This window comes from Paenibacillus sp. OSY-SE, from assembly GCF_000283315.1.
Lineage (GTDB): Bacteria > Bacillota > Bacilli > Paenibacillales > Paenibacillaceae > Paenibacillus_B > Paenibacillus_B profundus.
In genome coordinates this window covers 1-23977 of sequence record NZ_ALKF01000144.1, presented here as the reverse complement: position 1 = coordinate 23977, position 23977 = coordinate 1, and the positions used below count along the sequence as shown (strand labels likewise).

General features: G+C 49.0%; 14 protein-coding genes, 1 pseudogene and 1 riboswitch. Of the genes and pseudogenes, 3 read left to right on the top strand and 12 right to left on the bottom strand.

Features of this window, described 5'->3' with window-relative positions; translation table 11 throughout:
* Positions 1-64 precede the first annotated feature (64 nt).
* The 3 genes from A372_RS0104040 to A372_RS0104030 form a co-directional block, all read right to left on the bottom strand.
* Entirely contained in the window at positions 65-1252 is a 1188-nt protein-coding gene (locus A372_RS0104040) for an MFS transporter (protein WP_019419557.1), read from the bottom strand.
* 386 nt (positions 1253-1638) lie between these two features.
* Entirely contained in the window at positions 1639-2871 is a 1233-nt protein-coding gene (locus tag A372_RS0104035) for an aminopeptidase (RefSeq protein WP_019419556.1), read from the bottom strand.
* Positions 2872-3196: 325 nt separating this feature from the next.
* Positions 3197-3406, bottom strand: a complete 210-nt coding sequence (locus tag A372_RS0104030; RefSeq protein ID WP_026010883.1) for a hypothetical protein — start codon at positions 3404-3406, stop codon at positions 3197-3199.
* Between the two features lie 1471 nt (positions 3407-4877).
* On the opposite strand from A372_RS0104030, the gene A372_RS0104020 reads away from it, so the two are divergent.
* A complete protein-coding gene (locus A372_RS0104020) occupies positions 4878-5282 on the top strand; it encodes a GNAT family N-acetyltransferase (RefSeq protein WP_019419553.1) in 405 nt (134 codons plus the stop codon).
* A 66-nt stretch (positions 5283-5348) separates the two neighbouring features.
* Here A372_RS0104020 and A372_RS33220 read toward each other — a convergent pair whose 3' ends face one another.
* On the bottom strand, positions 5349-11702 hold the full coding sequence (locus tag A372_RS33220; RefSeq protein ID WP_019419552.1) for a DUF4350 domain-containing protein: 6354 nt from the start codon (positions 11700-11702) through the stop codon (positions 5349-5351).
* 260 nt (positions 11703-11962) lie between these two features.
* Here A372_RS33220 and A372_RS0104010 point away from each other — a divergent pair, with 260 nt between their 5' ends.
* Positions 11963-12952, top strand: coding sequence for a Gfo/Idh/MocA family protein (locus A372_RS0104010; protein ID WP_019419551.1), 990 nt, complete (start codon positions 11963-11965; stop codon positions 12950-12952).
* 85 nt (positions 12953-13037) lie between these two features.
* Here A372_RS0104010 and A372_RS33215 read toward each other — a convergent pair whose 3' ends face one another.
* The 7 genes from A372_RS33215 to A372_RS0103975 form a co-directional block, all read right to left on the bottom strand.
* Positions 13038-15323 carry a hypothetical protein gene (locus tag A372_RS33215; RefSeq protein WP_019419550.1) on the bottom strand — a complete coding sequence of 762 codons (2286 nt, stop codon included), beginning with the start codon at positions 15321-15323 and terminating at the stop codon, positions 13038-13040.
* Positions 15324-15630: 307 nt separating this feature from the next.
* Entirely contained in the window at positions 15631-16539 is a 909-nt protein-coding gene (locus tag A372_RS0104000; protein ID WP_019419549.1) for an ABC transporter permease, read from the bottom strand.
* 13 nt (positions 16540-16552) lie between these two features.
* Positions 16553-17458 (bottom strand): ABC transporter permease subunit, encoded by a 906-nt coding sequence (locus tag A372_RS0103995; protein WP_019419548.1) that lies wholly within the window; start codon positions 17456-17458, stop codon positions 16553-16555.
* 345 nt (positions 17459-17803) lie between these two features.
* Positions 17804-18922 (bottom strand): iron-containing alcohol dehydrogenase family protein, encoded by a 1119-nt coding sequence (locus A372_RS0103990; protein WP_051004456.1) that lies wholly within the window; start codon positions 18920-18922, stop codon positions 17804-17806.
* Positions 18901-19749, bottom strand: coding sequence for a MetQ/NlpA family ABC transporter substrate-binding protein (locus tag A372_RS0103985; RefSeq protein ID WP_019419546.1), 849 nt, complete (start codon positions 19747-19749; stop codon positions 18901-18903). The genes A372_RS0103990 and A372_RS0103985 overlap by 22 nt, the downstream gene beginning before the upstream one ends.
* Positions 19750-19815: 66 nt before the next feature.
* On the bottom strand, positions 19816-20481 hold the full coding sequence (locus tag A372_RS0103980) for a methionine ABC transporter permease (RefSeq protein ID WP_019419545.1): 666 nt from the start codon (positions 20479-20481) through the stop codon (positions 19816-19818).
* The gene (locus A372_RS0103975; RefSeq protein ID WP_026010882.1) at positions 20447-21484 is read right to left on the bottom strand and encodes a methionine ABC transporter ATP-binding protein; all 1038 of its coding nucleotides are present in this window, start codon (positions 21482-21484) and stop codon (positions 20447-20449) included. Before A372_RS0103975 ends, A372_RS0103980 begins: the two co-directional genes overlap by 35 nt.
* Positions 21485-21572: 88 nt before the next feature.
* Positions 21573-21682: riboswitch (SAM riboswitch) on the bottom strand.
* Positions 21683-21860: 178 nt separating this feature from the next.
* Here A372_RS0103975 and A372_RS33210 point away from each other — a divergent pair.
* A pseudogene (locus A372_RS33210) lies at positions 21861-22162 on the top strand (cupin domain-containing protein).
* Between the two features lie 110 nt (positions 22163-22272).
* Here the strand turns inward: A372_RS33210 and A372_RS0103965 are convergent.
* Positions 22273-23148, bottom strand: coding sequence for a radical SAM/SPASM domain-containing protein (locus A372_RS0103965; RefSeq protein WP_019419541.1), 876 nt, complete (start codon positions 23146-23148; stop codon positions 22273-22275).
* Between the last annotated feature and the right edge of the window lie 829 nt (positions 23149-23977).

Sequence of the window (23977 nt, the reverse complement as noted above, 5' to 3'; positions counted from 1 at the left end):
CGTAGCATGAAAAAGGCCGACGGTTCCCGGTGGAATCGTCGGCTTAACGTGCGGTATGGATACGTTATGAAGTGATAGCTTGCTGGCGCTGATGCCGATCGGTATACAATACCTTCGTCATGAGCCCAATCGAAGCGATAATCAAGGCTGCAGGAATCCAGAAGATGCGCGGCGTTACCCCTTCAATTAACAACGGCAGGAAGTAGCCGATGAGAGAAGCCGTCTGGGAAATGAATACGTACAGACTGGCGCCGAAGCCCGCCTTGTGGATGAACATGCGCTGCACATAGCCCATGCCAACGCCATACAGCACGGACACGAAGAACGAGTACAACGGCTGCACAAGGAAAAATATGGTCAATGACCCGCTGACGCTGTAGGTCAAATAAGTGACCAGCGCAAAGGCGCTGCCGAGCAGGATAACGGGCTTGCTGCCGTATTTGGCGGCCCAGTAGCCGGCCATCGTCATGAACAAGAGCTCGAACACGGCCTGCGTACTCCAAATGTAAGACATCAGGCGCGGATCCCCGAACTGCTCGTGAACGACGAGCGGCAAATACAATCCGCGAATCGCATCGGCGCAGGACAGCAGCAGGATGGCGAACAGCATGATGAGGGAGAACGGTTCTCCCTTAATCGCCTTATTGGCAGATGCCTCTGCCGTAATTTCTTTATAGAACAGCAGCAGGATGAACAAGGCCGCATATCCCGCCAAATTACCCCACAGCACGCCCTGGAACGTCGCCAGCAAATACAAATTGGCTCCGAGCAGCAAACCCGTGAAGAAGCCGACGCTGTACGTCGCGCGCAGCCAAATCTGGGCGATCTCTACGACGTCCGGTGCCATGCGCGTAAAATGATTGCGGGCCATCGCGAACAGCTGTCCCATAATCATGCCGGAGGGTGCGGTCGCCAACGCCATCCCGATAAGTGCGGGCATGTAGCTTGCAGCATTCATATAGATGAGCAGACCTGCCATGCAAATAAGGGAAGCGATGATCGGAATCGTCTTCTTCCGCTTCATGCTGTCACTGATGAATCCGACCGAGATCGTAAGCACCATATTTAGAAAGAGTGAAATGGCGAAAATCGAAGCAATCTCGCTTTTGCCGAGTCCTATCGACTCCTTTAAATAAATGGCGTTCATCGGCGCCAGAATCCCTGTTCCGATTCCGTACAGAAAGAGGGTCAGCAGGAGAAAGCCCGCGCCCTTAATCCTCATAAACACCTTAAAATCCTGCCATATGTGCATGAAGGAGTCTCCTTCCTCTAAAATGCCATCTATTTTCTACCATTATGCGCATGCTTGAATGATTACTACAAGCATTAATATCATAGTTCAAATCGAGCTGCACCCTCTGAACCTTGTTCATGTGCCGCCACGCTTTGCTTCACTCTCCCCTCCAGTCAGTAAACGGTTTCTGATGGATTGGGAGAGTGGACAAAAGAGGCGTTTCAAAGGATACGGTGGGCATCATCGGGATGGATATAAATGAATAAAACCAGAATGCCGGACTAGTCCAGTTTAAATTCATTTGGCGATCAATCAGAAGTCATTAGAATATAGAAAGCGGCAGGAGCGTCATGCTCCTGCCGCTAAACTGCGTCAATCCGTTAAATCCTCAAATCGTCGGCTCGTTAAATCGCCCAATTGCCCTTGCGGAAGATTGGCTCGACAGCACCGTCTTCATAAATGCCGTCAATGTCCATCTCCGCGGATCCGATCATGAAATCGACGTGCGCGATGCTGATGTTCACGCCGGCCGCAGCGAGCTCTTCCTGTGACATCGTCTTGCCGCCCTCCACGTTGAAGGCATAGCCGCTTCCGATCGCCAGGTGATTCGATGCATTTTCATCGAACAGCGTATTGTAGAACAGGACATTCGATTGCGAAATCGGAGATTCGTGCGGCACGAGCGCAACTTCGCCCAAGTAATGCGAACCTTCATCGGTGTCAACAAGCTGCTGCAAAATGTCTTGTCCCTCTTCCGCTTCGACCTTCACGATGCGCCCGTTTTCGAACGTCACTTTAAAGTTATTGATGAGGTTGCCGCCGTAGCTGAGCGGCTTCGTGCTTGACACATAGCCGTTCACGCCGGATTTGTGCGGTACGGTGAATACTTCTTCGGTCGGCATGTTCGCCATGAATGGAACGTCCTGCTCGTTCGTGCTGCCCGCGCCTACCCACAGGTGCTTCTCTGGCAGCTCGATCGTCAAGTCCGTGCCTGGCGCTGTATAGTGCAGCTTATGAAAATGCTTGCTGTTCAATACATCCACTTTTTTATGTAAGGTCGTGTTGTGCTCTTTCCAAGCTTCCACCGGATCAGGCGTGTTGAGACGCACAGATTCGAAGATCGCATCCCACAGCTTCGCGATTCCTTCTTCGCCGTTCAGCTCTGGGAACACTTTGGCTGCCCATGCTTGGGTCGAAGCCGCGACGACCGTCCAGCTTACTTTATCCGATTGGACGAATTGGCGGAAGCGCTCCAGTGCTTTGCCCGACGCCTTCTGATTGTTGCCGATCCGCTGCGGATCGATGCCCTTCAGCAAATCTGGATTGGAGGATACGATGGAGATGAACGCTGCTCCTTTATCCAGAAATGCGTTGCGCTTCTCGACTTCCCACTGCGGGAACTGAGTGAACACGTCGTCCGCCGCTTTTTCGAACTTCAAGCGCGTCAGCGTATCGTCCGTCCATTCAACATGGACATTGCTTGAGCCTGCACCGTACGCTTTGCTTGCCACGAGGCGAACGAGGGGTGCCATTTCAAGCGAGCCTGTCACGAACACGGGTTGCCCTTGCTGTACGTTTACGCCTATCTTCACGATGAGCTCAGCGTATTGTTCCAACTGTTGTTCGAATGTTGCCATATGTCATCACCTTTTTCAATTGTTATAGGGTCTTCATGGAGCCTGCCGTGATACATTCACTATACCTTATTCGCGGGCGGCTAGACAAACTATTACCCGAAGCGCTCTCGGCGTAGGAGTTCCCAGCTGTCGTGACGGCGGAAGCGGTATCATCTCGGACAGAGACGGTGGCATCGCGGACGCCAACAAAATAGCAGAATAATTGTTCGAATAAAGCTGCATGAATAAGAAAGAGGGGCAGTATCTGCCCCTCTTTCTCTGCTGCATTATGCCTGCGCTGTCAATGCGAGCACGCTTATACAGCGTTGCTGCTCTTGCGTTTGAGCTATACGCCCATACGTTTGCGCTGATTGTTGATTTTCTTCGTGTGTTGACTCTTCATCATCTGATTGCCTGCAGCCTGATGCTGTTGCTGACCTTTCGCTTGGCCTTGCGCTTGTTTCTTCTGTTGCAGCATCCGCTTTGCCGCGTCTGCCAGACTCACTTTTTTCACTTCTTCTGTTTCTGCAGCGTTCGGCTTATTATCTTCCATCATATTTTCACCTCAAATGTAATTTCAATTTAGAATTTGACCTATCTGTTCAATAGTATCACATGTTCTTGTATTTATAATAATGTGTTTACGTTACCGTCAGCAATCCCTAATTAGGATTAATGTGTAAGAAGTAGGGGCGGAACCAAGTATTCTCTTCAGGGATGTGCGACTTGCAAATCCTTTTCTCCGCTTAGACCCTCATACAAGGAGTAATTATGATCGGCACCTGCGACACACAAAATACGTGTCCCAGACGGAACAATAAAAGAATGATAAGGAAAATGGGTTTATAAGAAGTAATGGAGGGACAAAAACTTGGCTAAATTACAACGATTGGCTACAAAAGAAGATGGCATCGTTGTTGTTCATAATCCTGTAAGCGAAGGAGAAGTGGAACAGTTAAGGGTAAACCTTAACGATACAAATTAAGCGGTAGAAACAGTAAGAAAATGCTTGTGTGTAATCCAGACCCTATTAACCCTAATAGGGGTATGACCTTAAATTGTTATTCAACAGCCATTTCTAATTGGTCAGTTGCAGAAGAAATATCAAGGCTTACTCGTATCAATCAGACCAAAGATGTTGAGCAAGAATATAATTTCCATAAGGATAGCTGAGTAGCAGGACATCTAACACCTTTTGATACGCCAAACGGTTTTTATAAGCAAGGAAAGACATTGAATAATGCTCAACGATGGCAATGTAAAGTATGTAAGAAAAAGATAAGCATTATTCCAAATAAGCGATAATCCACCACATATCGCCAAAAGTATTTGGGCTTGGAAGACAGCCAAGTACAGACCTGTGTAGTTGTCTCTGCGGATACAATTTCACGATACGTTTTCAGGTCAGATGTTGCTTATGATTGGGAAATGACAGCAGAGGACTGAAAATACGATACAGTGATTTATAAAGAAGACCATTTGAATGATTTCAGCAAGAAGAATAACCGTTTGGACTTTCGTATTACCCTCAAGAACCATCGGATAATGATACACAAAAGCCCCACGAATATCGTGCAGAATTAAACGATTTCAAAAAAAGAATGCAGTATGTATATGGACTTCACGTTAATCCAACCTATACGACAATCGCTCATTATTGGCTAATTAAACAAATGGTACAAGCAAATGAATGGAGAATGATAAGTGATAATGACCCTTCCATATTGACTGCGTTTTTCAGAGTGTTCTCTGAGGAAGTAAAAAGATATGATGCACACCATTTCCTATGTTTGCTTGATAAGAACAAGAGTAGGAAACAATGCTTAGAAGAGTTTGATGATGCAAAAATAATAAGTATTAAAAGTAATTACAATATAGAAGGGATTTTGAAATTTAAGTAGAATAACTTTTTAAGTAGAATAACTTATAGTATTCCTTAGAATGCTTGGAGGTCATATTTTTGTTGCTTTACTATTGATATATATCATCTGTCTAATAAGTTAATATAAATTAGGAGCTGATATATTATGATATACAAGAACTCACTCGATGGTATTTCTTCTGATATGTTAAAGGGCTTTTTTGTGGATTGGCTTAATCCACCAAATCCACAAACTCACTTAATACTGTTAAAGAAAAGCAGTAAAGTGATTATTGCGATTGATGATAATACGAATCAAGTAGTTGGATTTATTACAGCGATAAGTGATGGAATTCTATCTGCCTACATTCCATTTCTTGAAGTTTTACCAGAATACAAAAATAAAGGTATAGGCAAGGAATTAGTAAATCGGATGCTAAAAGAACTTGATGACATATATATGATTGATTTATGTTGTGACGATGACTTAGTTCCTTATTATGACAGTTTCGGAATGACGAAGACAAATGGTATGATTTTGAGGAACTATAAAATGCAATCTGGAAGTTAAAAAAAATAAATATAAGCCAAAAACGCTTGGAAATTTGTCCAAGCGTTTTTGTGTGCTAAATTATCACTAATTCAGCTTCAATCCGTTGGCTATCGCTTGGGCGGCCTCCGCCCGTGTCGTGTTCCCGGCAGGATCGAAGCGGTTCTCCGCTCGGCCCTGTATGAGACCCAGTGCATGCGCCGCGGCCACATATTCGGTTGCCCATGGGGAAATGTGCCGTTGATCCCGGAAGGTCAAGGCGCCCGAACGCGGCGCTTGCATGCCGGTAGCTGCCTCGTATGCCCGAACGAGCATTGCCGCCATCTCTTGGCGTGAAATGGCTTCGTCGGGGGCGAACCTGTTGTCCGCTTTGCCGGTTGCGATCCCGGCTTGGACAGCGACTGCTACCGGCTCCGCATACCATTTGCTTGCAGGGACGTCAGCAAACTCTGCCTTGCCTGACTTCCCTAGATGGAAAGCCTTTACTAGCAGTGCCGCAAACTCGGCGCGGGTCACCGGACGGTTCGGCTCGAAGGTCGTTAGTCCCGTCCCTTGTAACATTTGCTTTGCCGTCATTTCTTGGATGATGCTGTGCGCCCAATGGGCAGGAGACACATCTGTATAGCGCTTGTTGTACTCCAACACGGCATATTTGCCAAGCTTGTCGAATGCCCCTGTAACCTCTCCATTCCCCGTAGATCCACCGTGATACTCCAGCGTTCCATCATTACGAATCGCATAGATTCCGACCAGGCGCGGGTTCGGCTTCCCATCCAGCTTCCAGGTTACGGAGATAGGCTGAACCAGCTTCTCAACCGGTACGGAATCGCCATTCTTCTTGACGATCATGAGCTGTAACTGGTAGGCAGAACCTGATAAGGTGAGTCCGCTCTTTGCGGATTTCGCGTTTTCAAGGCTAAGCCAGTCTGGTAACGGGTTCACCCTCCATGAGAGGTGACTGTCTGCCCGTTCATCCTTCGCAACCATGCCGGGCATGCCGGACAATGCTTGGAGCACCTCCGCAGGGAAACGGGCCGTCCACCACTTAGAGCTCAGTTCCAGACTCTTGCTTGCCAGCATGTCTCCCGTATCGAGGGGCATAATGATTTCCGTAATGTCGTCTGGCATGGTCAGAGCAATGCGGTTGCCGTGTGCCGACGCTCCGGTTATATCTTTTTCAGCAACAATAAACTGATGAGCGGGCTTCGGAAGCGGATCGGCAACCTTGCTGCCGCTCGTGCCGTTTCCTTGCGAGCTGCTGCCGGACGATCCGCTGCCGCTGTCTGGCCGCTCGCCCGGTCTGTCGCCGCCTGGTCCATCCGGTTGATCTGGCTCAGATTTACCTTTGATCAACTCACGTGTGTCCCTGACGCGCACCCAGTAGCCGCCAGAGAACTTGCCTGTCATGCCGACGGCTTCGAGCGTATCTCCTGGCTTAAGGACAGGCGGTTGACCGCTCTGTTCGGCGATATATCCGTCAATGAAGATCAGAGCTTCGCCCGTGCCATCATCCACATAGATCGTATGATCAGGGATGCTGGACACCCGCTTTACGACACCTGACAGCTTGACGAGCACTCCCTGATTCGCTTCATCCTTCGCAGCCCCTGTAGTAATTCGTTTCGGTTCTAATGGCTGCCCTGGAACCTTGTTCAGCTTAAGCACATTCTTATCGAAATTGTCGAACATAATCTCCACATTTTGCTCGAACACCTTGACATGCCCGTAGATGCGGACCGTATCTCCAAGCTGGAGCGAATCTTTCGGCACCTCGTTAAAGGCCATGATGCCGCCCGTTCCGTCTTGCACATAGAACGCGTCAAAGAATACGCCCGCGGCGGTCGTTACTGTTCCTTCCACGACAATGTCTGTTCCTTCCGGCTGTGTGCGCGCATCGCCAATCGGCACGACCTTCGTGCCACGGTGGGCAAGCCAGTTGAACAGGTTGGCCGCCAGACGGACGTTATCGTTCTTTTCACCTGTATCATCCAGTTGTCTGTCATTGAACAGATTCATTCCGGCGACGACGATGCGCCCCGCTCCGATTTCCTGCGAAGCAATAAGCGGGATGGCCGTTCCGCCCTGTTCACCGGATGTGTCGTATGCTGTTCCTTTCGAGGCAAGATTGAACTGGTAGCTGGTTGCGTTGCCTCGCGCAATGATGGTGACGGGGTCTGAATCCGCCAACGGCTGCTGGCCCAGTCTCATCAAGCTTGCGCCGCTATAGTAATCCACTCTGCGCACAAAATCCGTCACATAGTTGGCGACTGGTTCAGGGTGGGCCCGGACCGACCAGAGGCTGCTTGCCGGATTCGACCAGAAGTTTCCGTCCTCACTGCCGTCATACACGCCATCATCGTTGAACTGGATGACCGAACCGAGTCGTTCCAGCAGCGGGTTATTCATAGTCGGATCGGTGCTGTTGTTGCTCTTGCTGGCAAGCATCAACGATCCTCCGTTCTTGACGAATTCAGCGACGGCCGCCTGCTCGCTCTCCATGAACGGCTTGTTCTTATGTGGATGGGAAATGATCAGGACAGATACATGCTCCAAAGCTTGTTGAGTCAAAGGCTGGTGATTCTCAATGACTTGGTAGCCTTCGGCGCGAAGCAGCTTGGTCAGCTTCTTGAATTCGTCCTTGTATTTCCCGGAATCTCCCGTCGAATTCTCATTGCCGTGTGCCGCGTCAATCATAACGGTAAGGCCGAGCGGCTCCTTCACATGGAAAGTCCGCGTGAACCGATTGTTCTCCTGCGCATTGCCAACTGGCGGGTTGGCGATGACGGCAATAATATTCCGGTCGCCTCCCGTCGGATTGCTCCATGTCACTTGAACGCGAGACACGCTCTTCGGCGATAGGGAGGCCACTTCGGCTGTGCCAATCAGATGTGATTCCTCAACCTCATCCGCATAAAATTGAACTTGAAGACGCTCAAGCTCGCCTTGGCCGAAATTGCTGATCAACGCCTCCAATACGGCCGGATTGCCTGCAATGATATTACCTTCGCTTGCCTGAATATCCTGAACCCTGACATCCACCTTGACTTCTTTCGTCCAGATCGGAGAAGCATATACCCGATTGCCGTCCATTTGCGTAACTTTCACAAGGAACCATTGCTGTCCGCCGGGAACGGCAACCTCGGGATTCCATGAAAAGCGTTTGTTCTCATCCGTAAAAAGGTCAGGCTGTGTCTCCGGTGTAATGAAGTCGGCGACATGGCCGCCGTTCGTAATCAGTTCGACTTTTTTGATCCGCTCATCCGGTGTAAAGCCAGGCGGGAGATAGGTGTAGGGTTGAGCGGAGGTTCCGCCTGCAATGGTGAAGGCAAGTGACTGACTGTCTACAATTGATCCCATATAATACCCGTTGGCCTTGACATCAACCGTAAAATTCGGATTCTCCGACATATAAACACGTCGGTTCCGCATCGAATCGAGCAGCGATTCCCGGGTCAGTTGTTCGGCGACGACAACTGTGCGCCGCATCGTCTCGCCCCACATCCCATTATGATGATCCTCCCCGAACGTCGGTGCAACATGCCATCCTAAATCCAATGTCTTATAATACAGATTTTCAATATTGGAATAGGTATATTGTCCGGAACCGTTGCCCACTTCAAACATCGTGAACAGTTTATCCACATCTTGGTCGTACGGAACGAATGCGTTAAATGGCGGGGTGCTTCCGCCCCAGTTCGGATGATTGAATTGACCGATGAGGTCGTCGTAGGTTTTGGCCCATTTGTAGAATTGGTTCAAATTTTGATAGATGCCGTTATTTTGAATGCGATCGATAAAGTTCTCTGTTCCGAAAATATTGGAATGGCCCCACACCGTGGAGGTCATCTCATAGGAACGGAAGGCAACAAATTCCTCATCTTGTGTACTGTCTTCAGAGACTTGCTTCAGCTTCTGCCATGCGGAGGCAGCTTGATCCGCGCTGCCGGTCCGTTCCGGCATGCCTTGGCGATCGATGCTGTCCTTGGCCTCGCGGCTGCCGACGTCGATGTCATGGGAATGATCTGTAAAGGCGAACCAGTCATAGCGATGCTTCTTGGCAGCGGCAATCGCTTGTTCTGGTGTTCCTTTCGCATCATGCGAAATGCCGGTATGATTGTGCGACGAGCCCCGGTAATGGTTCCCGCCTTCAAACGTCGGCACCACGCGGAACGTCCACGCATGCTTGCCTGCATTTCCCTTCGTATCTTTGGCTGTCACTTCTATTTTGTAGCTGCCCGTCTTCAAGTCGCTGTTCAGCTTGATGACGACCCTTCCGGCAGGCGCATCGAAGGCAGGAGCTAGCGGCTCGCCATTAAGCTGTGCCTGCACCGAGCCCGCATCTATTCCGCTTGGATCGAAAATGTGTACGGAAATTTCCGGACGTCTGTTCTCCGTCTGAGAATGGTCGGCAGGCAATTCTTCAGAAAACTCCGGACCTTCTTGATCTTCCACGAGCATAAGCTTAATCGGAGCGTCATCTGTGCCGGCTTGTTGCGTCTGCGTGCCTGCGATAGCTTTAATGTAATATTCCAATGCGGACCCAGGGATATCGGCAGCGTGAATGACGGCTTCATAATGGGAGCCGTCTTTAATTGTCATCGGAAGGGCCGCGTAATCGGAGCTGCCTGCCTGGCGGTAGTAGAGTATAACGGACTCCGCATGGAATGATGTGGCCGCAAACTGTAGATCCAGGCCGGTATATCCTTCTGTGACAGGAGTATGTTCCAGCTGAAGAGAGCCGATGATGTCAGCCTCCTCACGCGGATATAATTCATATCCCGAATCGAAAGGAGCATACGTCTTGTGTTGTCCGACGATGCCCGTGAACCAGTATGATTGCTGCAGCAACAGCTTCCGTACGGCGTCGATGCCTGTACCGTGGAATAGCTTGACGTTCATCGCTTGCCCGTTCTCGTCGGTAACCGTGACGTTCGTGTCTGACGCGGAAGGCGACAGCTGAGATACCGTTCCGCGAATGGTCACGAGTCGTCCTTCATATGGCTCTGCAGCAGCATAGCGGTTCAGATCGGCGATGGTAAGCGCGACCGGCTCCGGAAGCGGCTCCTGCTTGATGGATGTGACGGATTGGGGGACGAGCAGCGTCATTCCATCGGCGAAATCGACCATCCCGGTGATGCGAAGCCTATCGCCGCGCTTGATGTCCAATCCGTGCGCGATCCCGTCCAGCACTTTTACGCCGCCTGTGCCATCCTCAATGAAGAAGTTGCTGTTTCCCTCACCGAATAGCTGATTGTCAACGGTCACGATGCCCTCTACGGTCACTCGGGAACCTTGGTTAATCGGGATGCCGCTGCTGCCGTTCACCCGCAGATCGGACAGCGGGATCATGCGATCAGAAGGATCGTGACCGTCAGCATCGACCCGGACCATGCGGCTCTCTTCGCGGCCAGCAAGGGTAGCGGACACATAGGCTGTATTCTTCTCGCTCGGATTATCGAATGAGATAGCAAAGGAACCGTCAGACTCCGCCTCTCCTGAAGCCGCTTCCGAATACAATCCGCCGTCCATTACATAAATCTTGACGAGAGAGTCGTGCGGCACCGCTTCAGAATGGCCATATACGGCTGTATAGACGGATTGGGTAACGGTGGAGTAGTTGTTCTCCAGCCGAATGAGCCCAGCGTTCGGTGCGGGCGTTATCAAGGCCGGCTCCGGCGCGGTGCCGGAATGACGGATGTATATGCTGTTGCCAGGATCGGCTATCGTGTGAATGACAAAATCCGCCCCGGTATTTTTTGTGAACCAGCCGTTGCCCAACCCGATGATACCCCGCGGATCGCTTCCTTCGTTTGTTTTGCGGAGCAACGTCCCTTTCTTAAACGCTTCCACGCCGATGTGTTCTTCGTTGCTGTCTGGAGAAGGCGCGATGACGGGGCTGCCCCAATATTCGTTCGGCAGATTGCTGTTGCTGTCGCTCCAAGTGAAAAAATCGACGACACTCGAATCGTCTTTGCCGCTAATCGTATCTTGCTTGTTGACCAGCGCGAGCTTCCCGCCGGCTTGCCCCGGATTGACGGAGGACGTATCATCGGCGGATATAGGCAGCGGAATGCCATTTGTACCGCTCCCGCCGGTAATTAAGTAATAGCCATGCGCCTTAATGGTGCCAGATAACGTTTTATTGTTGGAAGCGCCGGGCTTGGCGGAAAATATGGAATTTTTGGCGGCGTATTGAAGGGACCATCCGCTCAAATCCACATCTTTGTCCGTCGGGTTGTAGAGCTCGAAAAATTTCGTGTTGTAAATGGCCCCGCTATTGCCGCCAGCCACATATACCTGACTTAATACCACATGTGGAGCACCCGCTGCTTCGGTCCGCTGCAGGAGCCCCGGCGGAATCAGGGACGTGACGAACATAATGAATGCCAGCGTCAAGCCTATCCATTTCCGGGTTATGTACTTGTTCCTCAATCGAATCATTTCCTTTACCTCCTATATGAAATGGAATGAAGCTAAAAAAATGCCATACTCTATCGTATTGTAATTTCCAATTGTTATGAGGCTGTTAATTGCAGGAGGGGGATATGTAAAGTTTATAATGCCCTGCTAATCTATGGAACGGGCCAAGGATCGATTACAATATAGGCAGGCACGATAGGGGACAGGGAGAGCAGTATGACACAGCCAAATTCCTATCGTCCGGGGATTGGATTCCCGGCAGCTAGCGGGGGACGGCCTATATGAGCAGAGGGGTGAAGACCATGCGCATCGGTATTATTGGTACGGGGTGGTTCAGTAAAGTACATGCTGGAATATTGTCAGGCATGGAAGGCGTGCAGGTAAAAGCTATTTGCGGGACAAGCGCAGAGAAAGCGCAGCAAATGGCCTCTCGCTACGGCGCATCGGGGTACGGACAATTGTCCGATATGTTAGATGGGGAGCGGTTGGATGCGGTCTATATTTGTGTTCCGCCCTTGGCACATGGGGAAGTGGAACGACAACTTTTGCAGCGGAAAATTCCATTTCTGGTGGAGAAGCCGCTTGGCATTGGCACGGAGGTGCCACTTGACATTTTATCAGGGATACAGTCCAGTTCCCTCATAACCTCTGTCGGTTATCATTTCCGTTACATGGAGACATCGCTCCGTTTGAAGGAAGCGTTGGCCCGGCAGAGCGCGGGCATGGCCGTCGGCCAATGGATGGGCAGCATGCCTCAAGTCGCGTGGTGGCGGAAGCAAGCGGGCTCGGGTGGCCAATTCATCGAACAGACGACGCATCTCGTCGATTTGCTGCGTTATTGCGCCGGTGAGGTGGAGGAAGTGCAGGCGCTGTATGGTCAACGGATGCAGCGGAGAGAGGAGCTGGGGGTAGAGGTGGCCGACGTGGGCACCGTGTCGCTCAGATTGCGCAGCGGCTTCATCGCCAACATTTCTAACACTTTCCTGCTGCCTACTGGGGTGAGTCGCGTAGGCCTGACCTTCTATACGGAAGAAGGCATGCTGGACTGGAGTCCAGAGCGGCTCCGCATGAGCGAGACAGGGCAGACAACCGAATGGCCGAACGGTTCCGATCCGTATGCGCTTGAGAGTGCGGCGTTCATTCACGCCGTTCGCACTGGAGATGCATCGCGCATTTTATCCGATTATGCCGATGCATTCCGCACGCATCTCGTGACCTGCGCCGCTTTAGAATCGGCTGCTGCAGGCAGGCCGATACTGATAAGCGAGTAGAAAAATGCAGGTTAATAATTCTGAGAAAGGGGTGGTTCAAGCAGCAAGGCTGCGCTTGAAACCACCCCGATTCATGTATCGTTCATTACTCCAGCTTTAATTCAAGGAGACCCAAGTCACGGATGTCTATGACCCCGTCGTCATTCAAATCAAGATGCCGATTATGCTCCTGCAACGGATTTCCGATCTCTTTGGCGAGCAGCTCCAATTCGAGCACGGGCTCAGGCTTTTCAACAGCGTTGGAAATCGGGATTTTAAACAAGTTGGCTTGAGCGATGTAATAAATATGCTCGTTGCCTTGCCCATCCTTGGCCAGCGTCATAAAAGCAATTTCCTTGAATGTGCTGCCGTTATCCTCGGATAACGTTACAAATTCCCACGTGTTCGGGTCGATAACGGTGATGCGATCCGCCAAATCCATGTATAACAATCCGTCTTGCCCCCAATGCGGGTGGTAGGGGCGCCAGAAGCCGTAATTTTTAACATGCGGGTATATATTTTTATAGTCGAGGATGCGATACGTATCCGGGTCCAGCTTGAACAAGATTCCGTCGACCCCGCCCCATACATTGCCGTCTGGGCCAATGGACAAGCCGCTAATCATGACAGGCTGATCTAGATCGGGGATGTCCAGTGTGAATTCCGTTATTTTGTCTTTTTTCTCGACATCCCACACGAACATTTTGGCCGTTTTTTCAGTCGCGGCAATTCCCAGGCCGCCAAAGACGGTGGTCGATCCGAATATTTTCCCGTCCTTGTATGCCAAGCCGTTGATGCTCTGGTTGCGGACGACATTCCGGTATACTTCCTTCTTTCCCGTATCCGGATAATATAGAGTCAATGCGCCGCCTAATTTGCCGTAATCGGGAATTGTCCCCATCATGATGAAGTCATTCGTAGCCCGCATAATGTAAGGGCGATCTTGCTCAGAGCCGATTTGGAACACGGTGTGCGCTTGTGGAACCGGCTTGGTCGTATCTAAGTTCTGAATGTGGCCTCCCGGATATATGCCAAAATACATATCTTGGCCATAGGCAACCATGCCTTCCGCCTGTCCTAAGCCGAAGGTGGTGAATGCGTCGGTTCGCGGGTCGAACCTCACTCCGATTCCGCCGGGATATCCGCTCATATATATGTTTCCGTCTGGACCGTTTTCCATATTGTGCAGCGGATTGGATGCTCCCTTGACGACGGATGGAAGATATTTGCTCTTCTCCGTGTCGACATTGAAGATGGCCGTCTTGCCGTCACGCAGTATCGTCACGAATGACATGCCGGGGAAATCGGGATCATCCTTGAACGCTACCCAGGCGGCTCCGCGGAAGGAGGTGCCATATTTCATGGCGGTCATGCGCGTCTCGAACGTAGTCAAGTCGATCTCTGTAATGCCCCCATTGGCGGGGATATACACTTTGCCGTCCTTCGCTGCAAGCTGGTTAAACGAGAACACGCCCGCTCCTTGCGCGCCGCCAACGTTTTTCCCGACTTTGTGCGGCAGCCATTCGCTTTTGTCCAAATCATAGAACAACAAGGTCATGAGCGGATCGCCGAATTTCACGAGCAAATACCGATCTACGATCGCCATGTCATACGCAAACGGCACGTCTGCCGGAGCCACACCGAGGAGCTCTGCCACTTGGCTGGAAATCACCTGCTTCTCTCCGGTCTGAACGTTCAGCTTGACGATGGCTCCCGTGGAGCCGATGCCTGCAAAAATGTAACCGTTGTCATACGCCATTGAGCGCACGTATTCCTGGTCCTTCATCATGCGGCCATAATCATGGTACTTCTTCGCAATGGGATCATACTTAAACACCTTCCCTTGTTGGAACGTGCCTCCGTATACGTTGCCATCCTCGTCGGTTACCAGGGACCAGATTGATTTTTCGCCTGGAAGCGGCTCTCCCAAGCTGCTTACGGTCTTCGTCCGGGGTGAATAGCTCCACAATTCTCCTCTAGTGCTGCCGGACATAATGGCTGCAATATAGACGGTTCCATCCGGGGCAATTGTGTGGCGCCAGGACGTATGAACGCCCTCCAACCGAAAGGAGCGCAGCAGCTTGTTGCTTTGAATATCCACCACATTGAACACCGACGTATCGCCTTGCGCCGTGGAATACATCGTTGGCCGTCCATCCTCCATGCCCGAGACCGCATCGTTAATCGCAATTGTGAAGACGGGAACGCCCAAGTCTACCGGCTCGGCAAATATTTTGTTTTTAAAGACAATCGATCCTGCCGGCGGCATTCCGCCAGGCGCTGCGCCGGTCGAATCTGCCGCGCCCGCGGGATTGCCGAATGCCAAGACGGTCAGCATCGCCGCCAACATGGCGCTAATCCAGCTTATTCTTGTGTTCCATCGCTCTGTCAAGAGTTTCCCTCCTCTAACTGATTCATCCAACATTCCAGACACGCATTAGTTCCAGACCGCTCGGTTGGAAGCGAATCTGCTGCAGGTATTCATGTGGGTTGCAAATCGTGGTATTCAGCAGCAGTAAATAATGGGCTGAGGCACTTGCTAGAATATAACTGGTTCATATAGATCTTACCTTGTTCGATAGAGGTGTCAACTGGCAGCCGATATATAGACACGTTAGAGACAAGTCAAAAAAGCTGAAAATGATGCCTGTTTCTGCATGCAACCATTTTCTGCAGCTGCCTCAATAAAACTTTCTTTTCTATAAATAAACATTCATGCGTCTATTAAAATGTCGCCTCAAACCTTCGCCCAATATGTTGAAGGTTAATATGGAGAAGGCCACGGCGAGCGCCGGATAGAAAATAAAAGAGAATTTGCTTACATAGATTTCTGCCCGATGCTCCGCGAGCAGTGACACCCAATTGAGGCTTGTACTCAAAAACTTCATTGTGTAGTAATCGACCTCAACCCAATCATGGGTCAAAAATATGCTCAGAACACCCAGTTGTCCGATCAGCAGCATCACTTTACCTAAGTCCAAGCAGAAATTGACGACGATTTCCGGAAGCAACGCTGGAAAATAGTAGCTTTTGGATAGCCGCCATGAGCTTAAGCCCAATCCTACTCCAGCTTCAAAAAAAGGCTCGCGCGTTATTTTATTAGTTTGCTCCTGCACCAAATGAGCGACGCGGCCGGTCTCGATGATCGCCAAAAAGAAAATGACCCATATAAGCCGATTGTTCGCGTATTGTATGAATGGAATGCTCAGCAGCAGGATGGCTGAAAACACGGACGGCATGAAAGAAAACAGTTGATTTAAGCTGTTTACGATAAAATGGGCCACGCCCTTTTTTTTGCGGGCGAGCAGCCCCAATGGAATCGCGATTAGATATCGCAAAAAAGCGACAAAAAATACGATTAGAATCGTCTCTTTCGTGCCAACGATAAGCTTGCTTAGATTGTCTACGCCGTTCCTGTCACTCCCCAACGGATTGATGCTCGATGGCGCATACGGTGGCAGCAGAAGCTTCTTCTGTTCGCTCCATCTATGCTTCACTTCCTGCAGCCCTTTATCTACAAATGGCAGATCGGGTCCGAAAAACATGACAAAGACAAGGAACGCGAGCATGAATCCGCCGATCCACAACGTAATGTTGCACTTCTTCAATTCGTAGCCCCCTTTATCTTGGCTCAAAATGTCTTCTTGAAAATTGGCTTATCAGCTGGACGATAAGCACAAGGATCATGAAGCAAAATGAGATTCCTATAATCATGCCCGGATCGTAATCGAACCCAGTGCCGAATGATGGACTATAATCGATCGCTTTGAACAAACGATATGCGGCTCCCGGATAACTCATGAAATACTCGACCATTAATAGATTGGACAAAATATATACGAATAAGGAAGACAGATGCGTTAATATCGTCCCAAAGCTATTGTAAAACACGTGCTTGTAAAAAATGAGGCGTTGGGTCAACCCCTTCGCTTTAGCCACTTGAATATATAATTTGCCTTCCTGTTCCGCGATGGACGCGCTCGTAATTCTTGCAATATACATAGTCGGGTAAATGGAGACCAGCACAGATGGCAAAATAAAAGAGTACCATCCTTCCGAGGAAAAAAAGCGAATGAACGGGACATAGCGAATGACAAACCACTGTATTAACAGCAAGACCAAAAAGTCAGGCAACGATTGAAATAACCATGTCGTCCAATTGCCCAAAAAATTAAATCTAGTTCTGGACAACCTATAGTCCATCATACCTTTCATAACGCCCAGGCCGAAGCTTAACACCAACGCGGTTATAATGACAGCGAAGCTCTTGGACATGGCAATCAGGACGGCGGATTCGACGGTTTCGCCGTATCTGTTCAAGCCCAGACTTCCATTCTCTAGCAGCCCGTTGACCAATCCTTTTAAATTGTCGCCGTATTTGCCCCAACTGAAGTTATACTCGGCCGTCACCCTGTAATATTCCATCCCGATATCCAGATCCCGCGGGAACAAGACAATGAGAATGACCATAATTAATGAAAAAATACTGATACATAATGATCTTAAAATCTGTGACCGAAGACTCATGTTCTCCTCCTACCCTATTCTTACTCCATATTCATCATATTTATATTCACGGCAGTCTATTAAAAACATTCTACTCGAATCATAGTGAAATCTATAGTTAAAATTAACCAATGGTTATAAAAAAAGGTGTGATTTTGTCTATTGCTGACGGATTTTTGTCTATTGGTGATGGAATGTGTAGGTGAAAGAAAATGGAAAATACAAATTTTCCTGCGGAAAAAGGCAAGGGAGATGGGATAGATAGAAAGCGAGTTGATGGGGTGCAGCCATGAAAAAGGGGCACAGGATGTAATCCCGCCCCCGTTATTTCTGCAAGGTGTATACTCTACTGGAGAATATAACCTCTTATGACTCCGATATTGCGTGTTCCAGCGTTACAATCGCTTGATACACATCGTCTGCTGTAATTCCTGACTTCATAAAGTGTATCGACTCATTCGGATGCGTCGTGCCGCTAGCGATGTTTTTCAATGTTGCAGTATCCTGACTGGACAGCCCCAGATCGGTTAAACGATAAGGGAGATTCATACCGAGATAGAAGGGGAGCAACCGTTGTACTTCTGGCAGGTTGTCTTCCAATACCAACTGCACGAGAATGCCGTAGGCTACTTTATCGCCGTGCAGCAGATCATGCGTTTCTGGAGCCACGGTAAGTCCATTGTGAACCGAGTGAGCTCCCGCGATGCGTCCCAGATGGTCGCCGAATCCTCCAACCATTCCGCCAGTCATTATAATCGTTTCAACCACCTGCACGAATGCTGCCGACAATTGCTTCGTCTCGGCGTCTTGAATGCTTTGCCGCCCATGCTCCAAGAGAGTGGACTGACATAGACGGGCAGAGTGATGGGCGATCTGAATGGCGATGGATGGATGTTCCAGCTTCCGAATCAGTACATCGGCTTCATACCATTTGGCCAATGTATCGGCAATTCCAGCCCTAAGGTAGGCGACTGGAGCTTGCAGCGCAATTCTCGGTTCGACCAGTACCATCAGCGTGCTTTTTGGAAATATAGTATAGTTCGTGAATTGTCCGTGCTCATTATAGAACACGCTTAACGGTGTCCACGCCGCACAGTTCGAGGCAAGCGTTGGCACCAGAATCGTGTCCAGCTGCGCCTCATTCCCGGCAGCTTTGACCACATCCATGACCTTGCCGCCACCGACGCCGAGAATGACATCGGCTTGCTCTGCCTGCGCATAACGGGCAATTCTTCGGGCTTCCTCTAATGTACACTCTCCATTGTAACGAAGATATAATAGTGTAAGCTTGGTCAGCTTAGGGAAAAAAGGCTTCGCTGCCTTCAAGGAGCGATCGCCATGCACGACGAGCACTCGCTTGTAAGTGTAGGGCTGCAGCAAACAATCCAGCTTATCCAGTATACCTGTTTCACAGTAATAGAGCGCAGGCGCTCCTCTGACGATTACTCGTTGTTCCAACGATGTCACTTCCTTTTCAGCATCCATTCAGGCTTGCCAAAGCCTTTGAACTGTTCATCGATAATTTGTTCAAATTCCGCTGATTCTACGGCTTCCTTCAAATCCTTCGCGAATTGCTTGTCCAGCTCCGCTGTATTTACGACCAAGCGGTTGCGATAGTCATCCGGCATATTTTCGAGCTTCAGAGCATCCAACAGATTCATTTTGGCAGCCAGTGCGAAGTTGCCGGGAACGAGCGACAGGTCGACGCTATCCGCCGCGCGCGGCAGCTGCCCTGCTTCTATCGGCTGGAGCACGAGTTGCTTCGGATTATCTTTTACGTCTTTCTCCGATACCCGCAACGGATCGATGTCATCTTTAATGGTAAGGAGTCCTGCATCTTGCAGCAGTCCTAACGTGCGTGCAAGATTCGTCGGATCGTTGGCAACTGCGACGGTGCTTCCAGCTGCAACTTCATCCAACGATTTGAATTTCGATGAATAGATGCCCATCGGTGCGGTCGGAACGGAGATGAGCTCAGACAATTGCAGCTTATTTTCTTTTGCGAAATTTTCCATGTAAATTTTATGCTGGAATAAGTTCGCGTTCAAATCACCGTTGGACAACGCTAGGTTCGGCTGGACGTAATCACCGAATTCGATTACCTCGACCGTGTATCCTTTTTTCTCCATAATCGGCTTGATTGCTTTAGTAACCATATCACTGTAAGGTCCAGCAGTGGCTCCGATTTTTAAAGCTTTGCTTTCTTCTTGGTTCGAGTCTTTATCGCTGGTTGTGGTTGACGTGCTGTTGCCGCATCCGGCAAGCACACCAATCGCCAGGATGAGAGAGAGTAGGATTGCAGCTTTTTTCATGTTAAATACCTCCATATGATGTGTAATATAATAGGTAAAAAGTTCTCTTTTGAACACGCACTTAATTTAACGCTTATCTACTTTTTTGGCGATGTAATCTCCGCCGTATTGAATCAGTTGCACTAGGCAAACCAAGATGACCACTGTTGTGAACATCACGGTATTATCGTAGCGGTAATAGCCGAAACGAATGGCTAAGTCGCCAATCCCGCCTCCGCCAACGGTGCCTGCCATCGCCGAATAGGCAACCAGGCTGATCGCGGTAATGTTCACGCCTTGAATAATGCCAGGCTTCGCCTCGGGGAGCAGCACATCCTTTATAATCATCCACGGCGTAGCTCCAATTGAGACAGCTGCTTCAATGACCCCCTTGTCGATCTCGCGCAACGCCGTCTCCACCAGCCGGGCAAAAAACGGGATCGAGGCGACCGATAGGGATACCGAGGCGGCCGTTGGGCCGATGGTGGTGCCTGTAATGAATTTCGTTACTGGCAGCAAGGTGACAAGCAAAATAATAAATGGGACCGACCGGATTATGTTGACGATAAATCCCAATATATTTTTCGTCGGCGTGTGTTCCAGAAACAGACCCTTGTCGGTTACAAATAAGAGAATTCCAATAGGAAGACCCAGAATTAAGGCGGCAGAAAGCGAAATTCCTACCATATACAACGTCTGAAAGAAAGCTTTGTTCAGGTCAGGCAATAGTTGGATTAGAGAATCCGTCAGCATGGTAGATCACCTCCAGTCGATATGTACGCTCTCTTATATAATCGATAGCCCGCTGTACTTCCACAGCGTCTCCGATGAGCTCCAAGATGAGAATACCGAGAGGATTGTCACGGATATATTCAATTTTCCCATGCAGGATGTTGCCTTTGACCTGATAGGCCTGCAGAACATCGGTGATGATCGCTTCTTCTGCCTGCGGCGCAACAAAGTGAATTTTGACAATCGTTCCTCGGCAATGCTGGAGCAAGCGTTCAGGAAGGTTAAATTGGAACAGGCTGCTAATGAACGATTGGGTCATCGGATGCTTAGGCTCGGAAAAAATATCATAGACAGCTCCTTCCTCCACCACATTTCCGTCTTGCATCACGGCCATCCGATCGCATATATCTTTCACCACTTCCATCTCATGGGTAATGAGCACAATGGTAAGCTTCAACTCGCGATTGATTTTTTTCAACAGCTCCAAAATCGCTTGTGTCGTCTCGGGATCAAGAGCGGACGTCGCTTCATCACACAACAGCACATGCGGCTCGTTCGCCAATGCTCTGGCGATGCCTACCCGCTGTTTTTGTCCGCCGCTCAGCTGGGCCGGATACACATTGCGTTTGTCGGACAGGCCGACCATCTCCAGCAGATCCGTGACGCGAGTGTCGATTTCTTCTTTTGATTTATGATTTGCCTTCAGTGCAAAGGCGATGTTCTCATACACCGTCTTGGAGCGAATCAGGTGGAAATGCTGAAAAATCATCCCGATCTTTAACCGGGCTTGGCGTAAGCCTTCGCCCTTTAAAGCTGTCAGGTCCACTCCATCGACGAAGATGTTGCCCGAAGTAGGCTCCTCCAACAAGTTGATGCAGCGCAGGAGCGAACTTTTTCCTGCTCCGCTTCGTCCGATAATACCGTAGATTTCTCCTTTGTTTATCGTTAAGGAAACGTTGTTCACGCCAACGACTGTAGATGATTTGCTTCTGTACTCCTTTATTAGATTTCTAATTTCTATCATCGCTCTCACCCCGCTATTCCTGTTGCTAGACACTCATGATACAAAAAAACCTCTTTCATAAGAGAAAGAGGTTGAACTGGCATTAACCAACTTATCTCTCAGAATGTGATACATTCCGTAGGATTTAGCACCGTTTACTCTACTGGTAAGGTTGCCGGACGTCATAGGGCCTATTCCCTCAGTCACTCTTGATAAGGTAAAATATGAAGTTTTGTAGTGAAAATAATACACATGAAAGATTTGCTTGTCAATAAAATTTTCAATATTTATTTTCAAACTGGAAATGATATCTTTCCGTGGTATAATTTTTTGTTGGGGATATATAAACACACCAGAGGTGAGTTGATTGAAAACGGAAAAGGTTAACATTTTTGAAATGACCAAGGACATCAATCAATATGCGAATTTTGTAGTTGGTGAAGTCAATGATCACGTGGTTCGTGCTGCCGTCATTGATGGTGATTTTCACTGGCATAAGCATGAAAATTGTGACGAGCTCTTTCTGGTGGTCGAGGAGAATTATTGATAGATTTTGAAGATCGAACGGAAACATTGCTGCCTGGTGATGTATATACAGTGAAAGCGAACGTGCTCCATCGCACTCGTTCGAATGGCAGAACGGTTAACCTATGTTTTGAAAAGGCTGATAATGATATAAACGGAAACGAAATGGAATAAGTCAACAAGTAAAAAAAGACGTGTCAAATTTCGTAAATTCGCACGCCTTTTTTATTGCAGATAAACTCCGGCCGCCCTTGAGGCGGTCTAGTATGTTATCGAGATAAGCTTCATGTGCCGAATCTCTGCCGATACCCGCACTTCCTGCATAATTCCTCTACAGCTTCTCTTCTGGAAAATCCATAGTACAGATTATTCGCTCTTTCGCCTTCTACAATTTCAGAGAAAGGAGTGCTATTAATATTGCCTAAATTAATGACGCCCTCGCCATCCAGACAGCAGGGCACGACCGTTCCGTCGACCAGCACGGCCGCTTGACTCCGAAGCGCATGACAGAAGCCTTTGCCATCATCCTCCGGAGCTTGCAGGCTCGGCCATTGAAATTCATGGTCCTGATTCAAATAGATTCTGTCGGCGATTTTGACTCCGCTGCCTGGCATCACTTTTTCTTCTATTTTGTAGTCCAAATTAAATTCTTTTTCTAAAATGGCTAGTGTTTCCCGGTTTCTGCTCTTTATCGAATTTGTTGCATTGTCTTGGTCCAAATTCCATAACCTGAACGATATGATGACATTATGCTCAGCCGCTTCCCGCACAAAAGAAAGAATATCAGCCAAGTATCCCTCTCGATTTTCCGACCCCTCATGTCCGTCGAAGCTGTGCAGCGAGAAGTTCATTTGGCGCAGCGCCGGTTTCCCCAGCAGCTTATGCCTATTTTTATGAATAAGTGTTCCATTCGTCGTAATATTGACCTTGAACCCTTTTGCATGGCTGGCATCCAGCAACTCATCGATTTTGGGATGAAGGAGGGGCTCGCCTTTGACGTGAAGATAAATATAATTCGTATGCGGTTTAATCTGATCCAATATGTTGTTAAAGGTGTCCGGCTTAATGAAATTAGCCTTGCGAGCCGTTTGCGGGCAGAAGCTGCAAGCCAGATTGCATACGCTTGTAACTTCGACATATACCTTTTTAAAAGTTTTCAAGACTTGTTCCCCATTCTATATCTTTCTGTAAATACTCAGGTCGTTGCCGACATAGACTGATTGCGCATCTGATTCTATATTGTACTAGAAACATCAGGCTTATAGAAGGCTTTCGTTCTATGGGCAAAATGATAGGACACGTTCCAACGATTAGCAAGGGGGATGGTTGAAACAAGCTATGACGAGGAGAGCTGCATGAGGAGGGTTAGTTGGCTGCTGTATAAGGTGGGCTGCATTGTTTTCCGTGGTCATTTCCGAGATTGTTACCGCGGTTGATGCAAGCTCCGTTGGAAAACGTACAGTGGAATGTGTCGATTAGGCGGGAAAACGGTATGCAGACTGTATTTAGTCCAGTGGATTTGGCTGTTTCTTAGCGATTGCTGCGAAATGAGTGCCAAACCATTGGATCATTTCCAATGGAGCCTGCCGTAAGGAGGTTTGTGCTGCTGTCCCATTGGACAAAATCCAGTGGAGGATGCGACAAAGGGCAGACCGTGCTACAAATGCAGGTTTTGTCACCATCAGGCATGTATGATGATCGTATGCAGTCAGCCCTGACTAGTTGCCTGTGAATCTCTCAACCCTCGGATTGCTCCGACAATCATTCGAAGCTATACGGTCTGCTAAGAGAGGAGGGGCGAAATCGTCCTTTTGCTCACTAACCCCTTGATTCAGAAAAGGAGAATCCTATCGAGACCATCAATTGATAACGCTCAATCGCTCTTAACTGCTTGGATCGACTAAAAAACATGAATTCCCCTGTAACTCATCCACGAAGCCATTATCTTCAGATCCTGAACTGTTCTGTGCACAATCTGAACCAGTGGGA

Coding starts and splice junctions, on each gene's coding strand:
- A372_RS0103985 (WP_019419546.1), bottom strand. CDS start 19,749: ATGAAAAAAGCTGCAATCCTACTCTCTCTCATCCTGGCGATTGGTGTG.
- A372_RS0104035 (WP_019419556.1), bottom strand. CDS start 2,871: ATGGCAACATTCGAACAACAGTTGGAACAATACGCTGAGCTCATCGTG.
- A372_RS0103990 (WP_051004456.1), bottom strand. CDS start 18,922: ATGGATGCTGAAAAGGAAGTGACATCGTTGGAACAACGAGTAATCGTC.
- A372_RS33220 (WP_019419552.1), bottom strand. CDS start 11,702: ATGATTCGATTGAGGAACAAGTACATAACCCGGAAATGGATAGGCTTG.
- A372_RS0104020 (WP_019419553.1), top strand. CDS start 4,878: ATGATATACAAGAACTCACTCGATGGTATTTCTTCTGATATGTTAAAG.
- A372_RS0103995 (WP_019419548.1), bottom strand. CDS start 17,458: ATGAGTCTTCGGTCACAGATTTTAAGATCATTATGTATCAGTATTTTT.
- A372_RS0104040 (WP_019419557.1), bottom strand. CDS start 1,252: ATGCACATATGGCAGGATTTTAAGGTGTTTATGAGGATTAAGGGCGCG.
- A372_RS0103980 (WP_019419545.1), bottom strand. CDS start 20,481: ATGCTGACGGATTCTCTAATCCAACTATTGCCTGACCTGAACAAAGCT.
- A372_RS0104030 (WP_026010883.1), bottom strand. CDS start 3,406: ATGATGGAAGATAATAAGCCGAACGCTGCAGAAACAGAAGAAGTGAAA.
- A372_RS0103975 (WP_026010882.1), bottom strand. CDS start 21,484: ATGATAGAAATTAGAAATCTAATAAAGGAGTACAGAAGCAAATCATCT.
- A372_RS0104010 (WP_019419551.1), top strand. CDS start 11,963: ATGAGCAGAGGGGTGAAGACCATGCGCATCGGTATTATTGGTACGGGG.